General features: G+C 72.3%; 23 protein-coding genes and 2 pseudogenes. 8 read left to right on the forward strand and 17 right to left on the reverse strand.

Annotation, left to right across the window (positions count from 1 at the left end; genetic code table 11):
• Nucleotides 1-15: 15 nt before the first annotated feature.
• Complete coding sequence (locus tag HJD23_RS41910; protein WP_171108834.1) at nucleotides 16-705, reverse strand: response regulator transcription factor; 690 nt, start codon at nucleotides 703-705, stop codon at nucleotides 16-18.
• 191 nt (nucleotides 706-896) lie between these two features.
• Between HJD23_RS41910 and HJD23_RS41915 the strand changes: the two are divergent.
• From HJD23_RS41915 to HJD23_RS44560, 3 genes and pseudogenes are all read left to right on the forward strand, one after another.
• A pseudogene (locus HJD23_RS41915) lies at nucleotides 897-1,238 on the forward strand (MarR family transcriptional regulator); the annotation flags it as partial.
• A 69-nt stretch (nucleotides 1,239-1,307) separates the two neighbouring features.
• Entirely contained in the window at nucleotides 1,308-1,793 is a 486-nt protein-coding gene (locus HJD23_RS41920) for a peroxiredoxin (RefSeq protein ID WP_240980945.1), read from the forward strand.
• A gap of 443 nt (nucleotides 1,794-2,236) precedes the next feature.
• Nucleotides 2,237-2,458 (forward strand): prolyl oligopeptidase family serine peptidase, encoded by a 222-nt coding sequence (locus HJD23_RS44560; RefSeq protein ID WP_240981019.1) that lies wholly within the window; start codon nucleotides 2,237-2,239, stop codon nucleotides 2,456-2,458.
• Nucleotides 2,459-2,473: 15 nt separating this feature from the next.
• On the opposite strand, the gene HJD23_RS41930 is transcribed toward HJD23_RS44560, so the two are convergent.
• Complete coding sequence (locus tag HJD23_RS41930) at nucleotides 2,474-3,076, reverse strand: DNA polymerase ligase N-terminal domain-containing protein (protein WP_171108831.1); 603 nt, start codon at nucleotides 3,074-3,076, stop codon at nucleotides 2,474-2,476.
• Between the two features lie 52 nt (nucleotides 3,077-3,128).
• Entirely contained in the window at nucleotides 3,129-3,959 is an 831-nt protein-coding gene (locus tag HJD23_RS41935; RefSeq protein ID WP_171108829.1) for an aldo/keto reductase, read from the reverse strand.
• A gap of 122 nt (nucleotides 3,960-4,081) precedes the next feature.
• On the opposite strand from HJD23_RS41935, the gene HJD23_RS41940 reads away from it, so the two are divergent.
• The gene (locus tag HJD23_RS41940; RefSeq protein WP_171108827.1) at nucleotides 4,082-5,140 is read left to right on the forward strand and encodes a LacI family DNA-binding transcriptional regulator; all 1,059 of its coding nucleotides are present in this window, start codon (nucleotides 4,082-4,084) and stop codon (nucleotides 5,138-5,140) included.
• Here HJD23_RS41940 and HJD23_RS41945 read toward each other — a convergent pair.
• From HJD23_RS41945 to HJD23_RS41960, 4 genes are read right to left on the reverse strand one after another with little or no spacing between them, the layout of a single operon-like run.
• The gene (locus HJD23_RS41945) at nucleotides 5,103-6,458 is read right to left on the reverse strand and encodes a glycoside hydrolase family 32 protein (RefSeq protein WP_171108825.1); all 1,356 of its coding nucleotides are present in this window, start codon (nucleotides 6,456-6,458) and stop codon (nucleotides 5,103-5,105) included. The two genes, HJD23_RS41940 and HJD23_RS41945, sit on opposite strands and share 38 nt — an antisense overlap.
• A complete protein-coding gene (locus tag HJD23_RS41950) occupies nucleotides 6,455-7,309 on the reverse strand; it encodes a carbohydrate ABC transporter permease (RefSeq protein ID WP_171108823.1) in 855 nt (284 codons plus the stop codon). Before HJD23_RS41950 ends, HJD23_RS41945 begins: the two co-directional genes overlap by 4 nt.
• A 13-nt stretch (nucleotides 7,310-7,322) precedes the next feature.
• Nucleotides 7,323-8,273 (reverse strand): sugar ABC transporter permease, encoded by a 951-nt coding sequence (locus HJD23_RS41955; protein WP_171108820.1) that lies wholly within the window; start codon nucleotides 8,271-8,273, stop codon nucleotides 7,323-7,325.
• On the reverse strand, nucleotides 8,270-9,679 hold the full coding sequence (locus HJD23_RS41960; protein WP_171108818.1) for an extracellular solute-binding protein: 1,410 nt from the start codon (nucleotides 9,677-9,679) through the stop codon (nucleotides 8,270-8,272). The genes HJD23_RS41955 and HJD23_RS41960 overlap by 4 nt, the downstream gene beginning before the upstream one ends.
• Before the next feature lie 157 nt (nucleotides 9,680-9,836).
• On the opposite strand from HJD23_RS41960, the gene HJD23_RS41965 reads away from it, so the two are divergent.
• Complete coding sequence (locus HJD23_RS41965) at nucleotides 9,837-11,378, forward strand: glycoside hydrolase family 32 protein (RefSeq protein ID WP_171108816.1); 1,542 nt, start codon at nucleotides 9,837-9,839, stop codon at nucleotides 11,376-11,378.
• 112 nt (nucleotides 11,379-11,490) lie between these two features.
• Nucleotides 11,491-12,273 (forward strand): annotated as a pseudogene (locus HJD23_RS41970) (TauD/TfdA family dioxygenase).
• A 27-nt stretch (nucleotides 12,274-12,300) separates the two neighbouring features.
• Here HJD23_RS41970 and HJD23_RS41975 read toward each other — a convergent pair.
• From HJD23_RS41975 to HJD23_RS41985, 3 genes are all read right to left on the reverse strand, one after another.
• The gene (locus HJD23_RS41975; RefSeq protein WP_171108814.1) at nucleotides 12,301-13,500 is read right to left on the reverse strand and encodes a glycoside hydrolase family 64 protein; all 1,200 of its coding nucleotides are present in this window, start codon (nucleotides 13,498-13,500) and stop codon (nucleotides 12,301-12,303) included.
• Between the two features lie 351 nt (nucleotides 13,501-13,851).
• Nucleotides 13,852-14,607 carry a dienelactone hydrolase family protein gene (locus HJD23_RS41980; RefSeq protein ID WP_171108812.1) on the reverse strand — a complete coding sequence of 252 codons (756 nt, stop codon included), beginning with the start codon at nucleotides 14,605-14,607 and terminating at the stop codon, nucleotides 13,852-13,854.
• 124 nt (nucleotides 14,608-14,731) lie between these two features.
• Nucleotides 14,732-15,352, reverse strand: a complete 621-nt coding sequence (locus HJD23_RS41985; RefSeq protein ID WP_171108810.1) for an L-threonylcarbamoyladenylate synthase — start codon at nucleotides 15,350-15,352, stop codon at nucleotides 14,732-14,734.
• A 325-nt stretch (nucleotides 15,353-15,677) separates the two neighbouring features.
• Between HJD23_RS41985 and HJD23_RS41990 the strand changes: the two genes are divergently transcribed.
• Entirely contained in the window at nucleotides 15,678-17,201 is a 1,524-nt protein-coding gene (locus HJD23_RS41990; protein ID WP_171108808.1) for a helix-turn-helix domain-containing protein, read from the forward strand.
• 127 nt (nucleotides 17,202-17,328) lie between these two features.
• On the opposite strand, the gene HJD23_RS41995 is transcribed toward HJD23_RS41990, so the two are convergent.
• From HJD23_RS41995 to HJD23_RS42025, 7 genes are all read right to left on the reverse strand, one after another.
• Complete coding sequence (locus HJD23_RS41995) at nucleotides 17,329-18,564, reverse strand: cytochrome P450 (RefSeq protein ID WP_171108806.1); 1,236 nt, start codon at nucleotides 18,562-18,564, stop codon at nucleotides 17,329-17,331.
• Complete coding sequence (locus HJD23_RS42000; RefSeq protein WP_171108804.1) at nucleotides 18,561-19,799, reverse strand: cytochrome P450; 1,239 nt, start codon at nucleotides 19,797-19,799, stop codon at nucleotides 18,561-18,563. The genes HJD23_RS41995 and HJD23_RS42000 overlap by 4 nt, the downstream gene beginning before the upstream one ends.
• A complete protein-coding gene (locus tag HJD23_RS42005; RefSeq protein ID WP_171108802.1) occupies nucleotides 19,796-20,416 on the reverse strand; it encodes an ATP/GTP-binding protein in 621 nt (206 codons plus the stop codon). Before HJD23_RS42005 ends, HJD23_RS42000 begins: the two co-directional genes overlap by 4 nt.
• Entirely contained in the window at nucleotides 20,388-20,750 is a 363-nt protein-coding gene (locus tag HJD23_RS42010) for a DUF742 domain-containing protein (RefSeq protein ID WP_171108800.1), read from the reverse strand. The genes HJD23_RS42005 and HJD23_RS42010 overlap by 29 nt, the downstream gene beginning before the upstream one ends.
• The gene (locus tag HJD23_RS42015; RefSeq protein ID WP_171108798.1) at nucleotides 20,747-21,169 is read right to left on the reverse strand and encodes a roadblock/LC7 domain-containing protein; all 423 of its coding nucleotides are present in this window, start codon (nucleotides 21,167-21,169) and stop codon (nucleotides 20,747-20,749) included. Before HJD23_RS42015 ends, HJD23_RS42010 begins: the two co-directional genes overlap by 4 nt.
• Complete coding sequence (locus tag HJD23_RS42020) at nucleotides 21,166-22,563, reverse strand: sensor histidine kinase (RefSeq protein ID WP_171134129.1); 1,398 nt, start codon at nucleotides 22,561-22,563, stop codon at nucleotides 21,166-21,168. Before HJD23_RS42020 ends, HJD23_RS42015 begins: the two co-directional genes overlap by 4 nt.
• 202 nt (nucleotides 22,564-22,765) lie before the next feature.
• Nucleotides 22,766-23,233, reverse strand: a complete 468-nt coding sequence (locus HJD23_RS42025) for a hypothetical protein (RefSeq protein ID WP_171117320.1) — start codon at nucleotides 23,231-23,233, stop codon at nucleotides 22,766-22,768.
• 254 nt (nucleotides 23,234-23,487) lie between these two features.
• On the opposite strand from HJD23_RS42025, the gene HJD23_RS42030 reads away from it, so the two are divergent.
• Nucleotides 23,488-23,724, forward strand: a complete 237-nt coding sequence (locus tag HJD23_RS42030) for a hypothetical protein (protein WP_141312788.1) — start codon at nucleotides 23,488-23,490, stop codon at nucleotides 23,722-23,724.
• The last annotated feature ends 180 nt before the right edge of the window (nucleotides 23,725-23,904 follow it).

The raw sequence follows: 23,904 nt of genomic DNA on the forward strand, positions 1-23,904 counted from the left end.
CCACGGAGGGTGGGGTCACAGCACCCCGGACGGCGGCGGCACGGCCCGTACCAGTCCGGACTGGTAGGCGATGACGGCCAGTTGGGCCCGGTCCCGCGCGCCCAGCTTCGTCATCGCCCGGTGCACATGGGCCCGGACGTCCGGCGGGCTGACGGCGAGCTTTTCCGCGATCTCCTCGTTGGAGTGACCCTCGGCCACCCGGCCCATCACCTCGCGCTCCTGCGCCGTCAGGGCGGCGAGGTCCTCGGGCGCCGCGAGCCGGGCGCCCTCGGCGGGCGTGACCAGGAAGCGCGTGATCAGGGCACGGGTGGCGAGCGGGGAGAGCAGGGCTTCACCGGCCGCCACCGTCCGGATGCCGTCGAGCAACACGTCGGCGGTGGCCTCCTTGCCGAGAAACCCGCTCGCCCCTGCCCGCAACGCTTCGGCGACGTCCTCGTCGATCTCGGACGCGGCGAGGACCAGCACGCGCGTCGCGGACAGTTCCGGGTCCGCGCAGATGGCGGACGTCGCGGCCAGTCCGTCGCCGCCGGGCAGGCGGATGTCCATCAGGACGAGGTCGGGCCGGTGGGCCCGGGCGAGCTCGATCGCCTTGGCGCCGTCGGGGGCCTCGCCCGCCACCTCCATGTCGTCGCAGGAGTCGATCAGGATCCGGAAGACGGCCCGTAGCAGGGCCTGGTCGTCGGCGAGCAGCACGCGGATGGTCATGAGGTGCGTTCTTCCCTTGCCTGGCAGGTGGTGTACGGCGGCAGTCGGGTGGTGACCTCTTACGGTGATCGTCGGATGGTCGAAATCCCCGGTCGGGGGCCTGGTCCCATGGTGGGCGATCTCCACCGGGAAAGACCGGCGGTGGCGGCCCGTGTCATGGTTCGGCGGCCGCACCCTGTCCCCCTGACCGCGAGCCGCTGCGTCCGGGGGAGCTCGCCCACCGCTTCGGCGTGGAGGTCTCCCACGTCACGCGTACGGTGCAGCAGTTGCAGCGCGCCGGGTACGTCACCCGCGTCCCCGACCCCGACGACCGGCGCGCCCAGCGCATCGAGCTCACCGAGGCCGGGCGCAAGGCCATCGAGCGGATCCGCGACGTCGGGGCGCGCGGCATGCAGCCGGCCCTGGCCGACTGGTCGCCCGAGGAGCTGGGTCAGCTCGCGACGCTGTTCCACCGTATGGTCGACGACTTCCTCGCGATGGCCATCGACGACGACTCCGAACAGCGGGCCACCGCCCCGGCGGGCACCTCCTGAAGACACCGGGCGCCGCCCCCGATGTACCGCCGAGTAGGATCGCGCGAGCAGGCGACCCGAGGAGGAACCGTGCCCCCGTCCCAGCCGCTCGTCGGCGACAAGATCGAGGACTTCGAACTGCCGGACGAGACGGGAACCCCCCGCCGGCTGTCCGAACTGCTCGCCGACGGACCGGTCGTGCTGTTCTTCTACCCCGCCGCCCTCACCCCCGGCTGCACCGCCGAGGCCTGCCACTTCCGTGATCTGGCCGCGGAGTTCGCCGCGGTCGGGGCACGGCCCGTCGGCATCAGCGGTGACCCGGTCGAGCGGCAGGCGGAGTTCGTCGGACGGCACACGCTCGGCATGCCGCTGCTGTCCGACGCCGACGGCGCGATCCGCGAACGGTTCGGGGTGAAGCGGGGCTTCCAGATGGCCCCCACCAAGCGGGTCACCTTCGTCATCGCCCAGGACCGCACGGTCCTGGAGGTCGTCCGCAGCGAACTGCGCATGAACACCCACGCCGACCGGGCCCTGGCCGCCCTGCGCGCACACCGGGGCCCGGAAGCCGCTGACTGACGCCGGCCGCGTCCGCGATACTGCCCCCATGCGGCTGCGAGGCACGGCCTGCGTCACCGTCTGTCTGGTACGGGCGGCCGCCGTCGGCTGCACGAACGGCGACGGCGACACCATCGACCCCGCCGTCTACACCACCGGCCGCGGACTGGCCCGCGAGCAGGACCTGCTCGCCCGGAGCGGCTACGTCGTCCTGCACACCGACTACCGCAACCACGCCGGCTCCGACGACGACCCCGACAACGACGTCAACCTCCGCCTCGGCTACACCGAGGACGTCATCGCCGCCGTCAAGGCGCTGCGCGCCTCCGGCCGCCCGGAGATCGACGGCGACCGGATCGGCCTGCCAGTTCCAGCGCCCCGAACGCGACCCGATCGTCGCCGAGATCGAGGCCGAGCACGGCACCCCCGAGGAGAACCCCGCCTTCTGGCGGGAAGCCTCACCGATCACCTACGTCGACCGGGTGACCGAGCCGCTCCTCATCCAGCACGGCACCGCCGACGACACCTGCCCGCTGAAGTGGTCCGAGCAGACCACGGCCGCGTTCGAGGCGGCGGGCAAGGACGTCCGGCTGGTGAAGCAGCCGGGGGAGGGGCACACGTTCTACGCCCGGTGGCGGGCCTCCATGGACACCACCATGGACTTCTTCGACCGCCACCTGCGCTGACGGCCGCCGGCGCGGTCAGTCCGGGCCGCCCGCCGCCACCTGTGCGAGCGTACGGCCGCTGCGCACCGAGCGGGCCCGTCGCGGATCCGGCGTGCCCCGGCCCGCCATCCGGTGCCCGGCCTTCACCAGCAGCCACGCCTCCGCCTCGCCCTGACCACCACGGAACCGGGTGAGCGCGTACTCGCCGTGCAGCTTCGACCCGCTGAGCCGGAACGTGGCGTGCCCGCGCCGAAGCGACTCCCCGAAGTCGACCGGCCGCCCCCTGCGGTCGTGGCTCAGCGGCTCGTACGTGCCGCGGTCCCAGACGATCACCGTGCCGCCGCCGTACTCGCCCGCCGGGATGACGCCCTCGAAGTCCTCGTACTCCAGCGGATGGTCCTCCGTCGGCACGGCGAGCCGCTTGTCCTTCGGGTCGGCGGACGGCCCCTTCGGCACCGACCAGGACTTCAGTACGTCGTCGACCTGCAACCGGAAGTCGAAGTGCAGGGTGCTCGCGTCATGGATCTGCACCACGAACCGGGGTTGGTCGCCCGAGGTGCCCGCACGTCCCTCGGGTTCGCCGGTCCGCCCGAAATCGCGTTTGCCGCGGTAGGTCCGCAGCCGGTCGTCGTCACCCACCCTGCGACTCCTTCCGTGCGCCCGGCGCACCGGGTACCCAGGGCCGCCGGGGTCAGAACTCCTCGTGCACCTCGGGGTCACCGCCGGTGCGCTGGGGGACGCGGTCGGCGATGGCCTGCATCTGGGCGGGGGCCAGCGTGAACCCGAAGAGGTCGAGGTTCTGCCGCTGCCGCTCGGAGTCCGCCGACTTGGGAATGGGCAGTGCGCCCAGCTGGGTGTGCCAGCGCAGTACGACCTGAGCGGGCGTCACCCCATGAGCCTCGGCGACGGTGACGACGACCGGGTCCTGGAGCAGCCCCGTGCCACGGCCGAGCGGCGTCCAGCTCTCGGTGACGATGTTCTTCTCGGCGTGGAAGGCCCGCAGCTCCTCCTGCGGAAGGTACGGGTGCAGCTCGATCTGGTTCACGGCGGGCAGCACGCCCGTCTCATGCGCCAGCCGCTCGATGTGCTCGACCGTGAAGTTGGACACCCCGATCGACCGCACCAGGCCCTCCTCGCGGAGTTTGATCATGGCCCGCCAGGAGTCGACGTACTTGCCGACGCGGGGGAGCGGCCAGTGGATCAGATACAGGTCCACCCCCTCCAGCCCCAGTCGGCGCCGGGACTCCTCGAAGGAGGCGAGGGTCTCCTCGTAGCCGTGGTGCCGGCCGGGGAGCTTCGTCGTCACCACGATCTCCTCGCGCGGTACACCGCTGCGCGCGATCGCGCGGCCCACGCCCGTCTCGTTGCGGTAGTTCGCCGCCGTGTCGATCAGTCGATAGCCCAGATCCAGGGCGGCGACCACCGCCCGCTCCGCGTGCGCGTCGTCCAGCGGCCAGGTGCCCAGGCCGATGGCGGGGAGCATCGTGCCGTCGTTGAGCGTGTGCGCCGGAATGCCGCTCACGGTCCACCCTTCCGCTCGACTGTGCCGTAGCGACAGTATGGGCGGGCCGGGCCGCGCTCGCCGCCGCGGATAGGCTGAGGAGTGATCAACCGGACCGGCGGGGGAAGAGGGCAGCGGACGTCATGGCCAGGGCCGAGGAGCAGCGCACGACGGGACGCCCCACGTCACGGGACGTCGCCCGGCTCGCCGGTGTGTCGCACACCGCCGTCTCCTTCGTCTTCAACGGACGTGCCGAGGGCAACCTCTCGCCCGCCACCCAGGAACGCATCCGCCAGGCCGCCGCGCAGCTCGGCTACCGGCCCGACCCCGTCGCCCGCGGCCTGCGCCGCCGCCGTACCGCCGTCATCGGCCTGGTCACGGACGAGATCGCCTCCTCGCCGTTCGCGGGCCGGCTGCTGCGCGGTGCCATGGAGACCGCCTGGGACCAGGAGCACCTCGTCCTGACCGTCGACTCCGGCGGCGACCCGGCGAAGGAGGACGCGGCCGTCGCCGAACTCCTCGACCGGCGTGTCGACGGCATCATCTACGCGGCCATGTCGCTGCGGCGCGTCCGCGTCCCCGAGGGCCTGCACCGCACCCACTCCGTCCTCGCCAACTGCCTGCCCGACGACGACTCCCTGCCCGCCGTCATCCCCGCCGAGCGCGCGGGCGGCCGTACGGCGGCCCGGTTGCTCCTCGACCAGGGGCACCGCCGGGTCGCGCACATCGGCGGCATGGACGACATCGCGTCGGCCGAACGGCTGCGCGGCTTCCGGGACGCGCTGCGCGCCGAGGGGGTCACCGTGCCCAAGGAGTGGGTGGTGCGCGCAGGGGGCGAGATCTCCGGTGGGTACGAGGGCGCCCTGCGGCTGCTGGAGGGCGTCGCCCCGGACCGCCGCCCCACCGGGATCTTCTGCTACAACGACCGGGTCGCGGCGGGCGTCCTGCACGCCGCGACCCGGCTCGGCATCGCCGTACCCGGCGACCTGTCGGTGGTCGGCTACGACGACCAGGAGCACATGGCGGCGTTCCTCGCCCCGCCGCTCACCTCGGTGGCCCTGCCGCATCGCGCGATGGGCGAGGCCGCGGCCCGGCTGCTCCTGGACGCCATCGACACCGGCCGCACCCCTCCGGCGACCACGAGGCGCCTGGCCTGCCCGGTCGTCAGCCGCGCCTCGGTGGGACCAGCTCCCACCCGGTGACGACCGCCCCGGCGCCCGTCACGACCAGCTCCGCAGCGTCCCCCGGACGCCGGTAGACACGCTGGGTCACCGTGGCCCGGTCCCCGACGAACACCTCGTACAACGAGCCGTCGACGAGGACGCGGACGGTCGGTTCCTCGCCGTGCGGCAACGGCACGACGACCGGATCGGAGTCCTCGTAGCGCACGGTGGCCGTACGACCGTCCGGGTCCAGACCGATCGTCAGCCGCTCCCCGGACAGGCTCACGGTCGTCAGCCCGTGTGCCGCCGTGACCAGCAGGTCGTACGCCTCCGGCAGCCGCGTCCGGCCGGGTGCGGTGACGAACGGCTCGGCGGCGCGGAGCAGTTCGAGTTCCGGGGCGGGTACGACGCGCAGGGTGCCGTCGGGGCGGACGTCGACGACCCTCGGTGCGGTGAGGACACCGGCCCAGCCGGCCGGGCGCGGGTCGCGTGCCTCCCAGGACCAGCCCCACATCAGGATGCGGTCCGCCTCCTGGAGCAGGGCGGGAGCGTAGAAGTCGCGGCCGTGGTCGAGCCGGCCGCCGACGCGGGCCTCGAACGCCAGGCCGTCGTCGTCGACGGACACCAGGCGACCCGTCAGATACCCCGTGGAACAGGGATCCCCGTCCCACAGCGACACCACCAGCATCCACTCCCCACCGGGCGTCACACACAGCTGCGGGCACTCCCAGCCGACCGCCCTGTCACCGAACGCGTCCGCCGCCACCGGGTCGTCGCCGTTCACGAGGACCCCGGCGAACCGCCAGTCGGCCAGGTCCTGGCAGTCGTACAGCAGCACCGACGGCGTACCGTCGGCATGCGCCGCGCCCACCAGCGCCCAGCGCCGGCCCGCGTGCCGGAAGACGAACGGGTCGCGGAACATCGTCACGTCCTCACCGGCGGGCGGACCGGCCACCACCGGCGTGGGCAGCGGCTGCCACCCGATCAGGCCGGGGTCCGCGGCCCTGGCCAGGCAGATGCTCCCGAGGCCCGTGTGGTGGCGGTCGACGCCGGTGTACACGGCGGTCGGCACGCCGTCGTCGTCGACCACGCAGCCGGACCAGCACCCCGCCTCGTCCGGGCCGCCCGGCGTCGGCGTGAGCGCGATCGGATGGTGCTCCCAGTGGACGAGGTCGGGGCTGGAGACATGGCCCCAGTGGATGTCGGCGTGCACGGGCGCGTCGGGGTTGTGCTGGTAGAAGAGGTGGTAGCGGCCCCGCCAACGGAACGGGCCGTTGGGGTCGTTGATCCAGTTGGCGGGCGGGCGGACCCGGAAGCGGGGGGCGTCGGGGTCCTGGACGGGAGCGGCGAGGCTCAACGGTTGACTCCTGCGGAGGTGATGCCCTCGCGGAGAGGGCGCTGGCCGACGACGAACACGGCGACGGCGGGGATCATGGACAGCACGACACCGGCGAGGACCACGGAGATGGAGCCGGTGCCGAGGTTGCCCTGAAGCGAGACCAGGCCCAGCGGCAGCGTGTAGTTCTGGCCGGAGGTCTCCAGGATCAGCGGGCGGAAGAACTCGTTCCAGTGGTAGTTGAAGGCCAGGACGCCGACGATCGCGAGCCCGGGCGCGGCCAGCGGGGCGTACACCGACCGGAAGATCCGCCACGGCCCGGCCCCGTCCAGCATCGCGGCCTCGCCCAGGTCCTTGGGCATGCCGAGGAAGTACTGGCGCATCAGGAAGGTGCCGAACGCGGTCGGGAACGCCGGGATGATCAGGCCGAGCAGCGTGTCGGTGAGGCTCATCGACTTCAGCACCAGGAACACCGGCACGATGGTGACCTGCAACGGCACCATCATGGTCGCCAGGACCAGCGCGAACAGCGGCTTCTTGAACCGGAACTCCAGGCGCGCGAAGGCGTACCCGGCCAGGCCCGCGGTGATCATCTGGCCGACCGCGATCAGCGCGGTCACCAGCGTGGAGTTCAGCGCGAGCAGCCATACGTCGAGCTGGTCGAAGACTCCGCGGTACGCCTCGGCGGTCGGGTTCGTCGGGATGATCCTGGGCGGCAGCTCGAAGGACTCGGCGGGGGTGCGCAGCGAGGTGGAGACCGTCCAGATGACCGGGCCGAGGGTCAGCAGCGCGCAGACGGCCAGCGCGCTGATCCGCGCCCACGGTCCCAGGGAGTACCGCAGGCGGCTGGGGGTGAGGGTTGCTTGGCTCATGGGACTTCCCGGCTCACTGGTAGTGGACGAAACGCCGGCTGAGCCGGAACTGGAGGGCGGTGACCGCCATGATCAGCACGAACAGCAGTACGCCCACCGCGGAGGCGGTGCCGAAGCGGAGCTGCTCGAAGGCGGTCTCGTAGATGACCATCACGACCGTGCGGGTGGAGTCGCCGGGGCCGCCGTCGGTGAGGACGTACGGCTGCTCGAACACCTGGAGTGCGTTGATGATGCCGACCACCGACGCGACGAGCAGCGTGGGGGAGAGCAGCGGCAGCGTGATGTGGAGGTGCTTGCGCAGGCCGGTGGCGCCGTCGAGGGCGGCGGCCTCGTGGATCTCCTTGGGGACGTTGTTCAGCCCGCCGACGAACAGCAGGAACGAGAAGCCGAACTGCTGCCAGACGTAGACCAGGATCACCGTGGCCATGGCCCCGTTCTCCGAGGTCAGCCAGGGCACCGGGGCGATGCCGACCAGGCCGATCAGCCAGTTCACGACCCCGAAGTCCTGGTTGAACAGGTACTTCATCACCACCGAGATGGACGCGGCGGACAGCACCAGTGGGAAGAAGAACGCCGAGCGGAACACCGACCGCAGCCACACCGGCATCCGCCCGTTCACCGCGAGCGCCAGCACCAGGGCGACGAGCAGTTGCAGCGCGACCGCGAGCACCATGAAGACCAGCGTGTTGCGGAAGGACACCAGGACGGTCGAATCGCCCACCAGCTCGCGGTAGTTGGCGGCTCCGGCGAAACGCGGGGAGTCGATCACGTTCCAGTGGAACAGGCTCAGCACCACCGACCCGATGATCGGCACGACCGTGAACACGACGATGCCGACGACGGTCGGGGCCAGGAACAGGGCGGCCAGCAGCCGGGTGCCGCGGTCGCGGGTGGCGGGCCGCCCAGCGGGCGCGGGCGACGGCGCGGGGCGCGGTCGTACGGCGGGTATCCGGGTGTTCGTCATACGTCACGCTCCATGGCCTGCTCCAGGTCGCCCTGCATCCGGCGCAGCGCGGGGCGCACCGAGCGCGGCGAGGACAGCGCGGTGCCGGTGTGCTTGAGCAGCACCTGCTCGACCTCGGCGACCTGCGGCGGCGCCGGGATCGGCGCGGTGTCGGGGAACCGGTCGAGGGTGTCGTAGAAGACCTGCCAGTGCGCCGGACCGGTCTCGGCGTAGCGGGCGGGGTTGAGCATCGAGCGGCGGGCCGGGGTCGTCTGGTTGGTCTCGAACAGCCTCGTCAGGGTGTCCCGGCGGGCGGCGTACTTGATGAACTCCCAGGCCTTGTCCTGTCTCCTGGACGTGCGCAGCAGTGCGTAGCCCGCCGCGCCGAACTGCATGCGCTGGGTGCGCCAGCGCGGGAAGAACTGCACGTCGAACGAGCCGGGCCGCATGCCCGCCAGATGCAGGCCGCCCGCCCAGAAGCCGCCCGCCGGGGTGACGCCGACCCGGCCGGTGGAGAACACGCCGATGAGGTTCTGCCCGTTGCCGCCCTCGGGGCGGGTGCACAGGCCCTCCTGGATGAGGGCGGCGAGATAGTCGTACGCCTCCTCCACGCGGGGCTGGTCGGCCTGCGGGGTGGTCCACCGGAAGCCGCCGCCGCGTCCGGCGCGCTGGGCGGCCGGGTAGAAGGTGTCCCACAGCCAGGAGCCGCCGGGCGCCTTGGACTCGGCGAGCAGGTTGGTGTCGTTGGCGAACAGCCAGGGCACCACACCGCCCCACAGCCGGTTGGTCCAGAAGTACGGCGTGAACCGGGAGCCGCTCGACTTCTTCATGTCCCGCAGCAGTGCGGTGAAGTCGTCGCGGGTCCAGTCGGCCGCCGGGAAGCCCGCCCCAGCCCGGTCGAGCACCTGGTTGTTGAGGTACATGTCGGCCGCGTTGAACTCGACCGGCAGCTGGTACAGGCTCCCCTCGTACATCATCGACTCGACCAGCGCGGGATGGACGTCGGCGAAGTACTCGCGCAGTTCGGCCGCGTCCCGCTTGACCCACCGGTCCAGCGGCACGCCGAGCCGCCGCGCGAACAACTGCACGCCCTCGGTGGCCACATAGACGAGGTCGGGGGCGGTGCCCGCCGCGATCTGGGTGAGGATCTTCGCGAAGAAGTCCGACCAGTCGACGGCCTGCACCGCGTTGATCCGGACCTTGATGTCGGGGTGCAGCCGCTGAAAGCCCTCGGTGAGGGTGCGGATGGCGGCGGGGCCGTAGGCGGGGCCGAGCGTGGCGACGACGAGGGAGCCGTCGTCGCGGCCGGGGATGTCGGCTCCGGTGAGCCGGTCCCAGCTCGCGGCGGTACCGGCCAGCGCGGCGGCTCCCGCGCCGTAGGCGCCGTACCGCAACAGCGCGCGGCGGGTGACGTGCGAGTCGGTCATCGATGGGCCTAACTCGTGTTAGATCAGGGGTGGATGCCCAGATGATGGAAACCGCCCGACGCCCCTGTCAAGAGACGCGACGCCTTGACCTTTAACGAGTTAGGTCTACAGTCCTGGTCCACATGAGCCGCCGTTCTCGCGAGAGGAACGATGTGTGATGCGTGGAATGTCCAGAAGGGCGCTGTTCGCCGGTACGGCCGTGGGGGCGACGGCCGCGCTGCTGCCCGCGCCGCCCGCCGCCGCGCGGGCCGCGGCCTGCGCCCGGTACCGGGCGGCGTACCACTTCACGGTCCCCGACCAGTGGAAGAACGACCCGCAGCGCCCGGTCTGGATCGACGGCGAGTACCACTACTACTACCTGTACAACCCGGACTACTTCACCGGCGGCACCACCGCGGGCACCGCCTGGCGCCTGGCCACCAGCACCGACCTGGTCCGCTTCCGGGACCGGGGGATCGCTGTACCCAAGGACACCACGCCCAACGGGGACGTCTGGTCGGGCTGCGCGGTGGTCGACACGGACGGCACGGCCGGATTCGGCAGGGGCGCGGTCGTCGTGCTGGCCACCATGGAGCCCGTGGAAGGCGCCAACACCCAGGCCCAGTACCTGTACTACTCCACCGACGGCGGCCGCACCTTCACCCACCACGGCACCGACCCGGTCCTGCCCAACCCCGGTGTGCGCGACTTCCGCGACCCCAAGGTGATCCGCGACGAGGAACGCGGCCGGTGGGTGATGGCGCTCGCCGAGAACAACAAGGTCGGCTTCTACCACTCCGCCGACCTCAAGTCCTGGACGTACGCGGGCGGTTTCGTCAAGGACGGCATCGGGGTGCTGGAGTGCCCCGACCTGTTCCGCATCACGGCCGGTGACGGGACCGTGAAGTGGGTGCTCGGTGTGAGCGCCAACGGCAAGGGCTCCGGGCTGCCCAACACGTACGCGTACTGGACCGGCGCCTTCGACGGCACCACCTTCACGCCGGACGCGGCCGAGCCGCAGTGGCTGGACCACGGCTGGGACTGGTACGGGGCGGTGACCTTCGAGAAGCGGGACAGGAGCGGACGGCTCGACGAGAAGACGCGGTACGCGATCGGCTGGCTGAACAACTGGGACTATCCCAACACCACGCCCACCATCGACAGCGACGGCTTCAACGGCACCGACTCGATCGTCCGCGAGGTCACGCTGAAGCGGGCCACGTCGGGCGCGTACTACCTCGCCTCACGGCCCGTCACCGCCCTGGACTCCTACGTCTCCCGGACGGTGAAGCTCGGTGACCTGGAAGTGCACGGGACCCGCGTCCTCGACTACCAGGGCCTGTCCTACGAGGTCAGCTGCGAGATCACCTGGGAGGCGCTCACCGGTGCCGGCCTCCAGCTGCGCCGGTCCCCGGACGGGGTCCGCCACATCGACGCCGGTGTCTACGGCGATTACGCCTTCCTCAACCGCCGGACCACCGTGAACCCGGACGCCTCGGGCCGGTGGCAGGAGAGCAAGAGCCCGTACGACCCGTCCGCGCGCCGCGTGCGGCTGCGGATCCTGGTCGACCGGACGTCGGTGGAGATGTTCGTGGACGACGGCCGGTACGTGCACTCGTCGGAGGTCTTCCCGTATCTCATCGACGACCGGATCGCGCTGTTCACGATCGGCGGGCGGGCGGTGTTCCGGAACACGGTGATCCGGGAGTTCGCGCTCTGAGAGGCCGTCACGTCGGTGGTTCCGTCCCGCCGTGTCGCCACAGCGGCGGATCGCTGTCACGATCTTTCATGGAGCAGTTGGCGGAGCGACCGGGACGACCATCGGAGCGCGCGTGACGACGGACAGGGCCCTCGCCGGGGAGCGGTCCGCGGGTGTCGGGGTGGAACCCGTCGCCGGGTACATCGGAGCCGAGGTCACGGGTGTCGACCTGGCCGGTGAGCTGGGACGACGCCCAGGTGGCCGCGATTCGGGAGGCGGTGCTGCGCTGGAAGGTGGTGTTCTTCCGGGGCAGCGGCTGGACCACAGCCGCGCATGGGGCGTTCGCACGGCGGTTCGGTGAGCCGGTGGTGCCGGCGCGGCGGGGGAGTGCCTCGCCGGCCGACTTCCCGGAGGTCGAGACGACGGCAGACCGGCTGGAGCTGGGCGGGCGGTTCGGCATGGAGCACGAGGAGTGGTTGCGGCGCCGGCGGCACACCCTGCTGGGCGGCCGGCACTGCGACCACGGCGACCGTGTCGACCCGCCGGCCGCGACCGTCCTGCGCGCGGAGACCGTCCCGCCGTACGGCGGCGACACCACCTGGTCGAATCCGGCGGCGGCGTACGCCGGACTGTCCGCGCCGGTACGGGAGTTCGTGGCCGGACTGCGGGCCGAGCACCGGCTCGGCGTCGGCCACCGGCCCGGCCCCGGCGACAGTACACGGTCCGCTTCCGCAGGGAGCCCGGCAGCGTGGCCTTCTGGGACAACCGCGCCACCATCCACCTGGCCCCCAGCGACAACGCCCACCTCGGCCACCCCCGGATCATGCACTGGGTGATGCTCGCCGGGGACGTCCCGGTCGGCGTGGACGGCAAGCCGTCGGAGCCGATCACCGGCACCGAGCCCGGACGCCGGTGACGCCACGGGCTCGCCTCGGCTGAAGCGTCAGTTGAACGGATCCAGCGTCAGATACGCCTGCTGCGGACTGCCGTCGTGGACGAGGGACTCGTGGTGGCCGACGTCGTCGAAGGCGAACGCGTACGCCTTCCCGTCGGCCATCCGGTCATGGATGATCCGGGCGTAGTGGTTGGTCACCGCGTCCTTGTAGAAGTTGGCCGACGACGTGTCCGGCTGGTTCGGGTTGGTGAGCAGCGTCGAGCGGTTGAAACCCGCGCACAGGGTGCGGGAGATCGGGCCGCGCACCTGGTCGTTGGGGGCGTCGAGCAGCCGGTGGCAGCCGAAGACGCTGCTCGCGTCGGGCTTGTGGAAGCTGGTGACGACCGCGCCGGAGCTGTTGGTGAAGTTCATGACGCCGCCGGAGACGCGCCCGTAGTACTTCGTGTCCGGCCGGTCGGCGAACGGCGTGACGGTGAGCGTCGTCGTGGCGTACTTCTGCCAGACCCGGTCGATGTAGTCGTGCACGACCGACGCCGGAAGGGCCCCCGTCTCCAGTCCGTACAGCGGTGACAACGCCCGCAGCACGGTGCCGTCCGGCCGCGTCTGGATCAGCCCGCCCCAGCCGCCCGACTGGGCCCGCAGTGCGTTGAACACGCCGTTGTAGCCGCCCGACTTGAGCCGCCCGGTGCTGCTCACACTGCCGTCGGCGCGCTGCACCCCGACCGCGTACGGCGCCGAGAACATGTCGACCTGCGTGCTGTTGAGCCACAGACCGGAGTCGTTGAGGGTGAACTCGGACCAGTTGAAGAGGATGGTGCGGTTCGGGTCGCTCGGGTTCTGCACGGCCGGCTGCACCAGACCGCCCGTGGTGAGGCGGAAGTCGAGCTTCTGGCCGTACGAGAAGTAGATCCGGCCGGAGAGCTTGGGGATCCGGATCGTCTTGGACTGTCCGGCGGCCGGACCGGGGATCGACGCGTCCGGCGCCGGGGTCGGCGGGTTGCCGCCGGCGGGCCAGGCGTGGAAGGTGCCATTGGCGTCCGCCCAGCCCTGCTGACCTGTCGTCAGCGAGGTGCCGAGCGTGTAGACGTAGACCGGATCGCCTCGACCGGAGCTGTTGGTGATCTTCAGGGGGATGGTGGCGGGCACCGCGGCGTCGGCGGGCGGTGACGAGCCGAACGTGAGCAGGGCGCCGAGCAGGGTGGCGGCCGCGGCGGCCGTGAGGAGCCGGTGTTTGAGCCTGGCGAGCACTCTCCACCTCCGTACGGGTGTGGGGGGAGTTGGTCCGTACCTGTTTCCGAGAGCGCTCTCAGCGTTGCGCTGGGGCGCGTGCATGTCAATGCGTGTGCGCCGACGCCGGTGCAGATGCGGTTCGCCGACCGACTGGGCGAGCCGTACGCCGTCGAAGGCGGCGGTGACGGTGACGCGTCTGCTGTCCGGGCCGGTGGAGCGCAGCCGGACGTGGTTCCAGATACCGGCGGCCCGGTCCCGTACGGCCCGCGCAGCGGGAGCGCCCCGTCGCGGCCCCCGACGTACCGTCCGCCGATGCCGCCGAGGAGCGGTGAGGCGGCCGGCGGACGGGCGGTCGTCGGAAGGGGCCGGTCAGAGCGTGCGGTGCAGGAGGTCCAGCAGGGCCGCCCAGTGCCGCTTGTCGCCCTCCGCGTGGTACGCCGCGGTGTCGGCCTGCGTGAAACCGTGCGGCGCGTCCGGGTAGACCTCGCAGCGGTGCCGTACCCCGGCCGCCGTCAGCGCGGCCTCAAGGCGCTGAATCTGCTCGGGCGGCATGGACGGGTCCTGGTCGGCGTGGCCGAAGTACAGTTCCGCGGTGACCCGGTCGGCCACCAGGTGCGGACTGGCCGGCGCGTCCGTCGCCAGCTGGGCGCCGTGGAAACCGGCCGCCGCCGCGACCCGCTCCGGATACGTCCCGGCGGTGAGCAGGGACAGCCGCGCGCCGAAGCAGTAGCCGGTCACCGCGACCGGGCCGTCCGCCACCTCGGGGCGCTCCGCCAGCCAGCGCAGATACGCGCCGGCGTCGCGCATCGCGAGCTCGGGCGTCAGGGCCTGCACCATCGGGATGATCTGCTGGAACAGCCCGCCGCGGGACTCGTCGTCGATGAACTCGGGCAGCTCCACGACCGGGGCGCGCCCGTGACGGTGGAAGACGTTCGGCACCAGGACGGTGTACCCCGCCTCCGCCAGCCGGTCGGCCATCGACTTCAGCTGCGGCCGCAGCCCGAGGGCGTCCATGTAGAACAGGACCGCCGGACGCGGGCCGCCGTCGCCCGGGTGGGTCAGATAGGCGTCGGCGGTGCCGTCCTCGGTGGGGATGTCAACGTCCGTTCCCTGTACGGCTGTCATGGCTGGGCTGCCTCTCTGTGCGGTCGACGACGAGGGGCCCGTCGGCTCGACGGGCCCGACAACGGCCATCGTGACACGCGCGGGTAAGAGTCCCGTTGTCCGTCCCGCGTGCCGCCGGCCCGGGCTACTCGAACCGCGTGGTGTCACCCGCCCCGCGCCGTACGATCTCGGCCTCACCGCCGGAGAAGTCGATCACCGTCGTCGGTTCCGTCCCGCAGTCCCCGGAGTCGACCACTCCGTCCAGGACGTGGTCGAGCCGGTCCTTGATCTCCCAGCCCTGCGTCATCGGCTCCTCCTCGTCGGGCATGAGCAGCGTGCTGGACAGCAGGGGCTCACCGAGCTCGGTGAGCAGCGCCTGGGTGACGACGTGGTCGGGGATGCGCACGCCGACCGTCTTCTTCTTGGGGTGCTGGAGCATGCGCGGCACCTCCTTCGTCGCCGGCAGGATGAACGTGTAACTGCCGGGCGTGGACGCCTTGACCGCGCGGAACACGTCGTTGTCGACCCGTACGAACTGACCGAGCTGCGCGAAGTCCTGGCACACGAGGGTGAAGTGGTGCCGGTCGTCCAGCCGGCGGATGGACCGGATCCGGTCGATGCCGTCCTTGCTGCCCAGTCGGCAGCCGAGCGCGTAGCAGGAGTCGGTGGGGTATGCGATGAGCGCCCCCGACCGGACACTGTCGGCGATCTGGGCGATGGTGCGCGGCTGGGGGTTGTCGGGGTGCACGTCGTAGTACTTCGCCATCTGTCGAGCTTATGCCGGGGGAGCGGGGGTGGCCGAGCCGACGGGGCGGGCGGTTGCGCCGGCCTACGATGACCTGCGCGAAGACGATCACGATGTTCCCGGTGGTGGCGCTGGATGTCCTGGGCGGCAGTCGCGCCGCCGGTGCGTCCGCCGCTCACCGGCCGCCCGGCACGGACACGGGAGCGGCCACCTGCCCGTTTCCCGCCCCCGCCGCCCGGTCCACCCCGCGAAAGTCGCAGCGCACCCCGGCTCCCCTTGGGGTAACGTCCCCGACCGACGTGCCCGACCCGGGCGCGGAGTGCGGCGAAGGAGGGAGGGAGACGACGTGGCCGGCCGAGAGGGCGAGGGCCGTCGCGCGGACGGAGCCGACGGCGTGGACGCGACGTGGGCTCAGGAGTTGCTCGACCATCTGCGGCCGTCCGGGCGCGACATCCGCAAGGTCGTCGCCTGGCTCGCCGCCGCCGCACACGCCGACGTGGCCCTCCAGGACGACGCCGGCACCCGCCTCGCCGGGACCCGCACGCCCCTCGACGAGGCCCTGGTCGCCGACATCACCACCGGCCGGATCGCCTCCGCCGCACTCCAGGACAACGGACGCCACCTGAGGCTGGTCAGGGTCGAACTCCCGCACGCCGCGACGGCGGGCGTCCTCGCCGTCTCCCGCCCAGCCCCCTTCGACCGGCGCACCGCCGACATCGTCACCCACACCGCCGGCGTGCTGGAACTCCTGCTGCGCGCCCGTGAGAGCGCCGCGGCCGGACAGCGCCTGCGCCGCGCCACGTCGGATCTGCGGCTGGCGATCCTGCAACTGCTCATGGTCGAGGACACCGTCTCCGCCCGCCGGGTCGCCGCCGGACTGTGGCCCGGCCTCCTCGACACGGACACGGCCTGCGTCTACGTCGCCGAGAGCCGCCCCGACGACCGCGACCGGCTCGCCGAGGAGTGCCTCGCCGCCACGTCGGAGCAGGCCCTCGTCGTGCGCTGCCCGGCCGTCGACTCGCATGTGATCGTCGTGACGCCCGGCGAGGCCGCCGCCGCGGAACTGCGCGCGCTGGTCGGCGGCCGCCCCGGCACCTTCCTCGGCGGCAGCGCCCGGCAGAGCCTCGCCCGGACCGCCACCGCGTACGGCCAGGCCGTCAGCGCCCTCGCCGTCGCGCACTTCCGCCCGGACAAGGCGGCGGTGTACGCCGAACGCACGCACCCCGAACGCCTCATGGACCCGGCCGCGCTCCGCGACTGGGCGGCCCGGGTCCTGCGTCCCCTTGACGCGCTGGCGCACCACACCCGCGCCGAACTCCTCGCCACCACCCGCCTCGGCCTGGAGTTCACCGCCGTCAACGCGGCCGCGGTGCTCGGTGTCAGCCGCAACACCGTCCGCGCCCGGATGGAACGCGTCGAGGGCCTGCTCGGCACCGACCTGTCCGACCTCACCGTCCGGGCCGCCGTCCACCTGGCCCTGAACACCCAGGCCGGCCTCGACCAGCAGCCCGACGGCCAGAGCGGCGCGGACACCCGGCTGGCCGACCTGCTGGCCGGGCCCGCCCTGCACACCTGGGCCGGCGAGCTCCTGCGCCGCCTGGACAGCGACACCCGGAACCTGCGCCGCACCCTGCGCACCTGGATCGCGGCCGGCGGCAACGCCGAGCGAGCCGCGCAACGCCTCGGCGTCCACGCCCAGACGGTGCGTGAGCACGTACGCAGCGCCGAGCCCGTACTCGAACGGCAGCTGCTCGCCGGGGGCAGTGACCTCTACGAGGTCGTGCTGGCCCATCTGGCGCTCGGCGACTTGGACCAGCCCGCCCTGCACGGGGCGAAACCGGGCCATCCGGACGCACCTGTGCACGGTTGAGTCCTCCCGGCGCCCGAACGGGCATGGACACGGTTCACAATGAGCCGACCGTGCACGTAGGTTCGGCGAAAGCCGCTGGGGCACGACCGGAACGGGGGACCGGTCGCGCCCCCGGCGGCTCCCGGCCTCAGCCCCGCAGTCGTACCGGCACCTCCTGCCAGCCGAACGCGATGAACGACGGCACCTGCCGCAACTCGCCCTCGGCGAGCCGGATCTCGGGGAAGCGGTCGAACAGCGCGGGCAGTGCGGTCAGCGCCTCCATCCGGGCCAGCGGCGCGCCGATGCACCGGTGCACACCGATCCCGAACGCCAGATGGTCGTCCGCGCCGCGCGTGGCGTCGAAGACATCCGCGTCCGGCCCGTAGTGGGCGGGATCGACCCCGGCGGCGGCGTACGTCGTGATGATGGCGTCCCCGGCCGGAATGGTGACGTCCCCGACCTTGAGGTCCGTCACCGCGAAGCGGAGCGGCAGCGAGGCGATCGACGGGTGCACGCGCAGCGTCTCGTCCACGACCGCGTCCCAGCCGATCTCCCCGGCCCGCACCGCCGCCAGCTGCTCGGGCCGCCGCAGCAGAGCCACCACCGCGTTCCCGATGAGGTTGACGGTCGTCTCGAACCCGGCACCGATCACCAGCAGCAGCGTGTACAGCAGCTCCTCGTCGCTGAGCCGGTCACCGTCCTCGTCCCGCACCCGGATCAGCTCGGTGGTCAGATCGTCACCGGGGTGCTCGCTGCGGTGGGCGATCAGCGCGGGCAGCACCGTACCGATCTGCTGCTGCACGAACGCCGCGTGCTCCGGGCTCGGGTCGGACGTGTCCATGATCGCCGCGATCAGCCGCGCGGTGTCGTCGCGCATCTCCTCCGGCACGCCGAACAGGTCGCAGATGATCCGCATCGGCAGCGGATGGGCGAACCCGGCCTTCACGTCCACCACGTCACCACCGGCCCCGGCCGTCTCCAGCGCGTCGAGCAGCTCGGCGGTGACCGCCTCGACGCGCGGGCGCATCGCCTCGGTGCGCCGGTGGGTGAAGCTCGGCGAGACCAACTTGCGCAGCCGGGCGTGGTCGGCGCCGTACGTGGAGAGCATGTTGACCACCCCGACCCAGCCCAGGATCCAGCCCCAGGAGGGGTGTTCGCCGATCTGGGGCCACAGCCGCCAGTGCAGCCGCGGGTCCTTGCTGACCTGCGGGTCGAGGATCAGTTCCTTGAGCACGTCGTAGCCGGTGGGTGCCCAGGCGGGAATGCCGCCGGGCAGCTCCACGGGCACCACGGGGCCGAGGGCGCGCAGCCGGGCGCTCTCGGCGGGGATGTCGGCGCCGAACGGGTCGATGGCGAAGCGGTCGATGTGGTCGGACACGGTCACGGGCGGTCTCCTGGCTGGTCGGGGGAGCGAGGGGTGAAACGCACGGGCAGCGCGGTCAGCGACCGGTGGAAGGGACCCGGCCGCCAGGCCAGGCGCTCCCGGGGCAGGACGGGTTCGAGGTCGGGCAGCCACTGGGTGAGCCGCTCGATCGCCTCCGTGGCGATGAGCAGCGTGTGCTGCTTGACCGGGCAGGCGTGCGGGCCCGCCGACCAGGACAGGTGCGAGGCGTCCCCGGGGTGCCGGGCGTCTCCGCGCTCCTGCTCGGCGAAGTGGGCCAGCGCGCCGTAGGAGATGACCACCGGCACCGCCGCCCGGATCCACACGCCGTGGAAGGAGAGGGGCTTGCGGGCGAAGTGAATGCCGTAGTTGGCGAGCGGCGTCTCGTGGTGCAGCACCTCCACCACCGCGTCCATCACGGGCCGGGCGCCACTGGTGAGCGTCGAGTAGTAGTCCGGGTTGCCGAGGATCCGCGACAGCGCGTTCGACACCAGGTTGGCGGTCGGTTCGTGTCCGGCGCCGAGGGTGAGGAACACCTGCCAGGCGACCTCCTCCGGGGTGAGCCCCGCCGGGTGGTCCAGGAGCCGGCTCGGCAGGTCGTCGCCGCGCTGCTCGGCCTTCGCCGCGATCAGTTCGAGGACGTAACCGCCGTACTCCGCCTCGCCCTCCGCGGCATCGGCGCCGCCCTCCATCATCCTGCCGAGCGCCGCGTTGAGCCGGTCGCTCTGGCTGTCCGGCAGCCCGAACAGGCTGTTGAACACCAGCGCCATCAGCGGCCGGGCGAAGTCGCCCACCAGATCGGCCTCGCCGCGCGGCCCGAACCGGCTCACCAGCACATGCACCGCCCGGTGCACCCGCGCCCGCAGATCGTGCGGTTCGACGAGGTCGAAGGTGTCGATCAGCGTGGTGCGGTAGCGCACATGGTCGGCGCCGTCGGCGAACAGCGCGTTGGGCCGCCACCGCATCATGCCGAGGACCGGCGAGTCGTCGGCGACGGTCGCCTCCCACGGCCGCGGGTCGTGCGAGAACGTCTCCGTGTCGTGCAGCAGGTCCAGCGCGGCCCGCCGGTCGACGACGACGTACGCCGGTACGCCCGGCGCCAGTTCGGCCCAGCCGATCGGGCCCTGGGCGCGCAGGTCGGCGTAGTAGCGGTACGGATCCAGCGCGAAGCCGTCCTCCCACAGCCGCACGGGCACCGAGCGGGAGAAGGCCTGCTGGGCAGGGGGATAGGTGGTCACCGGCGCTCCGGAGGGTGGCGGTCGATCAGATGCTGGACCAGGGCGAGCAGCGCGTCGATGGAGGAGTCGCGCTCCCGGGCGTCGCACGTCACCATCGGCGTGCCCGCGTCCAGGTCCAGGGCGGTGCGCAGCTGCTCCTCGGTGTAGTGGCGGGGGGCGTCCGGGAAGGCGTTGAAGGCGACCGCGTACGGCAGCCCGCTCTCCTCCACCAGCCCGAGCACGTCGAACGAGGCGTCGATCCGGCGGCTGTCCACCAGCACGAGCGCGCCCAGCGCCCCGTACGCGATGTCGTCCCACAGCGAGCGGAACCGCTCCTGTCCGGGCGTGCCGAACAGATAGAGCACGATCCCGCCGGGCAGGCTGATCCGGCCGAAGTCGATGGCGACGGTCGTCGTCGACTTCTCCCGCACCCCGGCGAGATCGTCCACGGTCGCGGACGCCTCGGTGAGGTGCTCCTCCGTGTGCAGCGGCCGGATCTCGGACACGGAGTCGATCAGGGTCGTCTTGCCCACCCCGAACGGGCCCGCGACCAGGATCTTCACCAGTTCGCGGGCGCTGTCGGGGAGGTGGACGCCGCCAGAGTCTGTCCTAGTTGTGCTTGAGGGCGCGCAGGCCATCGGCCACTCTCTTCAGCAGGTCGGGGTCGAACCGTTCGGCGGGCGGGATCGGCGCGCGGGCGAGGACCAGGTTCCGGTCGACGAGACCGGCCGCCAGCACCCGCACCGCGGAGACCGGCAGCCGCAGCAGCGCCGCGGCCTCCACCACCGTCAGCGCACCGTCGGCCAACTCGTCCAGCAGGGCCAGTTGAGCGGCCGGCAGATCGGCGGGCGCTACCTCGCCGGTGCTGGTGAGTACGGAGAGCCGCTCCAGCCGGTCACGGCTCGGCCGGGCCACGCCGCCCGTCGACAGATACGCGGGAACCAGGGGACGGCCGCCTGGGCGGCCGGTCATGCCGACGGGCCGCCGTCGGCTCCTCGGGGCGCCGCGGCCATCGCCTTCTCACCGAGCCGTGCCACCTGCGAGTGCACCCGGTGCGCCAGCAGGTCCAGGCGCACCTCGGCGTCCCCGTACCCGGCGACGACGGTGCCGTGGTCGGTCGGCACGATCAGGACGTAGCCGTGGTCGGACTCGATGACGACCTGGCGCACCTCGGCCCGCTCCCGGTCGGCGAACGCCGCCGCGGCCGTCCGGCAGGCGCCCTGCACGGTGCTGGTGATGGCGGCCACCCGCTCGGCCGACGGCTGCGACAGCGCGTCGGTGTACCCGGTGACAAGGCCGTCCCGGGTGAGCAGGACGGCGGCCACGACGTGCGGTACCTGCACGATCGGTTCGAGCACCCACGCCGTGTCGCCCGCATCGCGGCTGGTCATCGAGCCGCTCCCCCTTCGTAGTCGGTCTGTTCGGTGTCGCTGGTCGCTTCGCCGGCCCGCTCGGGCCCGCTGTCCCGGGCGACGGCCCGCGCCGCCGCCGTACCGGACTGCAGCGCGCCCAGCGCGGCAGCGGCCTCCTCGGGCCGCCGCGCCGGCCCGCGGGGCGCGGGCTCGCCGGCGGCGGTGGCCCGGGTCCGGCGCCGCCGCTGCGGCAGCCCCCCGGCGTCCCGCGGTCCGTCGTGCCGGGATACGGCGCCGGAGGCGGCGTCGTCCGGTTCGGTGCCGTACGCGTGTGCCGGGGCGGGCGCGTCCTGCTCGGCCCGGCGGGTCGAGCGCGGGGCGCCGGCGGCGGGCGGCCGCTCCTCGGGGTCGATCCGGCTCAGCAGGTGGCTGTCGACCAGCAGTACCGCGCGCACCCCGCCGTACGGGGAGGGCGAGGACAGATCCACGCTCAGGTCGAACTGCCGGGTGAGCTGGCCGATCGCGGCGAGGCCCATGCGCGGCGGATCGCCGAGGTCGGTCAGCAGGATCGGATCGGAACCGGCCACCAGCCGCTGCGCGCGGGCCCGTTCGTCCTGGGTCATGCCGAGCCCGGCGTCGTCGATCGTGACGCACACCCCGTGGTGCACGTGCTCCAGGTTGACCGTCACATCGGTGTCGGGCGCGGAGTGCCGCAGCGCGTTGTCCAGCAGCTCGGCGACGATGATCGCCACCGGTTCGACCGCGTGCGACACCAGGGCGGTACCCGGCCGAAGATGGTTGTGCACCCGCACCCGGTGGTAGCCCGCGAGCCGGGCCTGACCACCCGTCACCGCGTCCACCAGGTGGGACTCCTCGCGGGCCAGTCCGACCCACGCCCCGCACACCACCGCGGCGACCTGCGCCCGGCGCAGCGACTGCTCGTTCTCGTGGTCGAGCTCGAACAGGGTCTGCGCCAACTCGGGGTCGTCGTAGCGCTGTTGCAGCGCCCGCAGGGCGTCCTGCAGGCGGTACAGGGCCGCCTGGATCTCCCGGGTGGCGCCCCGCATCCCGGCCTGCGCGGCCGCGTCGATGCGGGTGCGCTGCGCGGTCAGCTCCACGCGCAGCGCGGCCAGGACGTCCTCCAGCGCACCGCCCAGCGGGGTGCCGGTGAGATGCGGCTGCCGTGGGCCGGGCACGGTGACGTGCGGCCGGTCCAGCTGCCGGGCGGCGGCCGGCATGCGCTGTGCGGCGAGGTGCCCGACCTCCGCGGTGAACGCGTGCAGGGTGCCGTCGAGTTGGCGGCGCAAGGCGGCGATCTCGGCCCGGTGCTGGGCCTGTTGCCGACGGGACCGCATCAGCCCGCCGGCGAGGGCGAGCGCGGACAGTGTGCCGGCGGTGAGCGCGCCGGCAACCAGGTCCGGTAATTCGATCATCGAAACGGTTCCAGGAGAGGTCGGGCAGGACGGAATCCGAAGCCCCGGTGGCGAGGCACTCGCAGCACAGTACAACCGGCAGCGACCGATCTCGCACGGTCTGATGAGACTTGGCTTCGAATCCGCCGCTCTCTGTTCGCTTCTGTGGCAACTGTCTGAATTGCCGTGCGTGGGAGGCGAGTTGACGTCCTGAGTGAGTCGCTCACGTGCCGCAGAGCGGCGCCAGCACCGACAGGCTGCTGTTCGCCTGACGCAGTGCCAGCTCCAGGGTGGTCGGCGAGTGCAGCGCGCCCGTGCCGTCGGGCGGGATCAGCCACTCCAGGCACCGGGTGGACCGGTACGGCGGCGGCACCGCCACCCAGGACCCGCGGCCCGCGTGCCGCAGACCGGCGCCGATCCACTTGCTGTCCGGGTCCGGCGGCAGGAAGAAGCCGACCCGGTGGGCGGCGGTGTCCACCAGCGTCGGGCCCGGCACCGGCAGCGCGGGCCGCCACAGCAGGTCCAGCGTGAGCAGGCCCAACTGGTCGGGAACGCTCAGCACGTCCCAGAAGCGGCCCGCCTCCAGCAGGACGACGCCCTCGCCCCGGTCCCAGTCCCGCTTGCACACCCTGGGGTCGGGCGAGGCGGCCGCGAGCCACTCCACTCCGCGCGTCCAGACGACATCGCTCATGTTCCGCTCCGGGGGATGTCCGCTCGACCCCGGTCGAGGCCGATCCGGCATATGCATGCTGGTAGATATTTCTATCCGGCGGAAGGGGTGGCGCAGGCTGGCGTTTGCGGCGGTTCCGTTCGGGACTCGTCCCCACGTGCGACAACCCGACGTGGTGACCTTCCGGTGTGCCCGGCGGTCAGCGGGGTACCCGAGCCGCGCTGAGGGGTCCGCGCCCGAAGGGCCCCGGTGAACCGGCGAAGGAGGAGGCCCGGATGACCAGTGGCACGGAGACCGGCGGCGTGACCGGCACGCCGGACAAGGACTACAACCTCATCTGGTACGTGGAGGCGTGTCTGAACAACGCGCTGCGCCTGGAGACGTACATCCAGGACGCGGAGCGCGACAAGGACACGGAGCTCGTGGACCTGTTCCGCAAGGCCCAGGCGGACAGCCGCAAGGGCGCCGAACTGGGCAAGGCCCTCCTGCGCTCCCGGCTCGACGGCGGCTGACCGGCCTGCCGGACGGCCGGGGCCCGGACATCGACGCGCCGCCGGTGTCCGGGCCCTCGTCTGCGCGGTGCCGCCGTCAGTCGAGGTGGTAGCTGTCCCCGTACACCTTCCAAGTCCAGCGACGAGTTCTCCGCGCCGGAGACCAGCCCAGAACTGATAGGAAGGTTTCCCATCGGATAC

Origin of the sequence: Streptomyces sp. Z423-1 (genome assembly GCF_013009255.1) — a bacterium.
In the GTDB taxonomy this organism is placed as follows: domain Bacteria; phylum Actinomycetota; class Actinomycetes; order Streptomycetales; family Streptomycetaceae; genus Streptomyces; species Streptomyces gossypiisoli.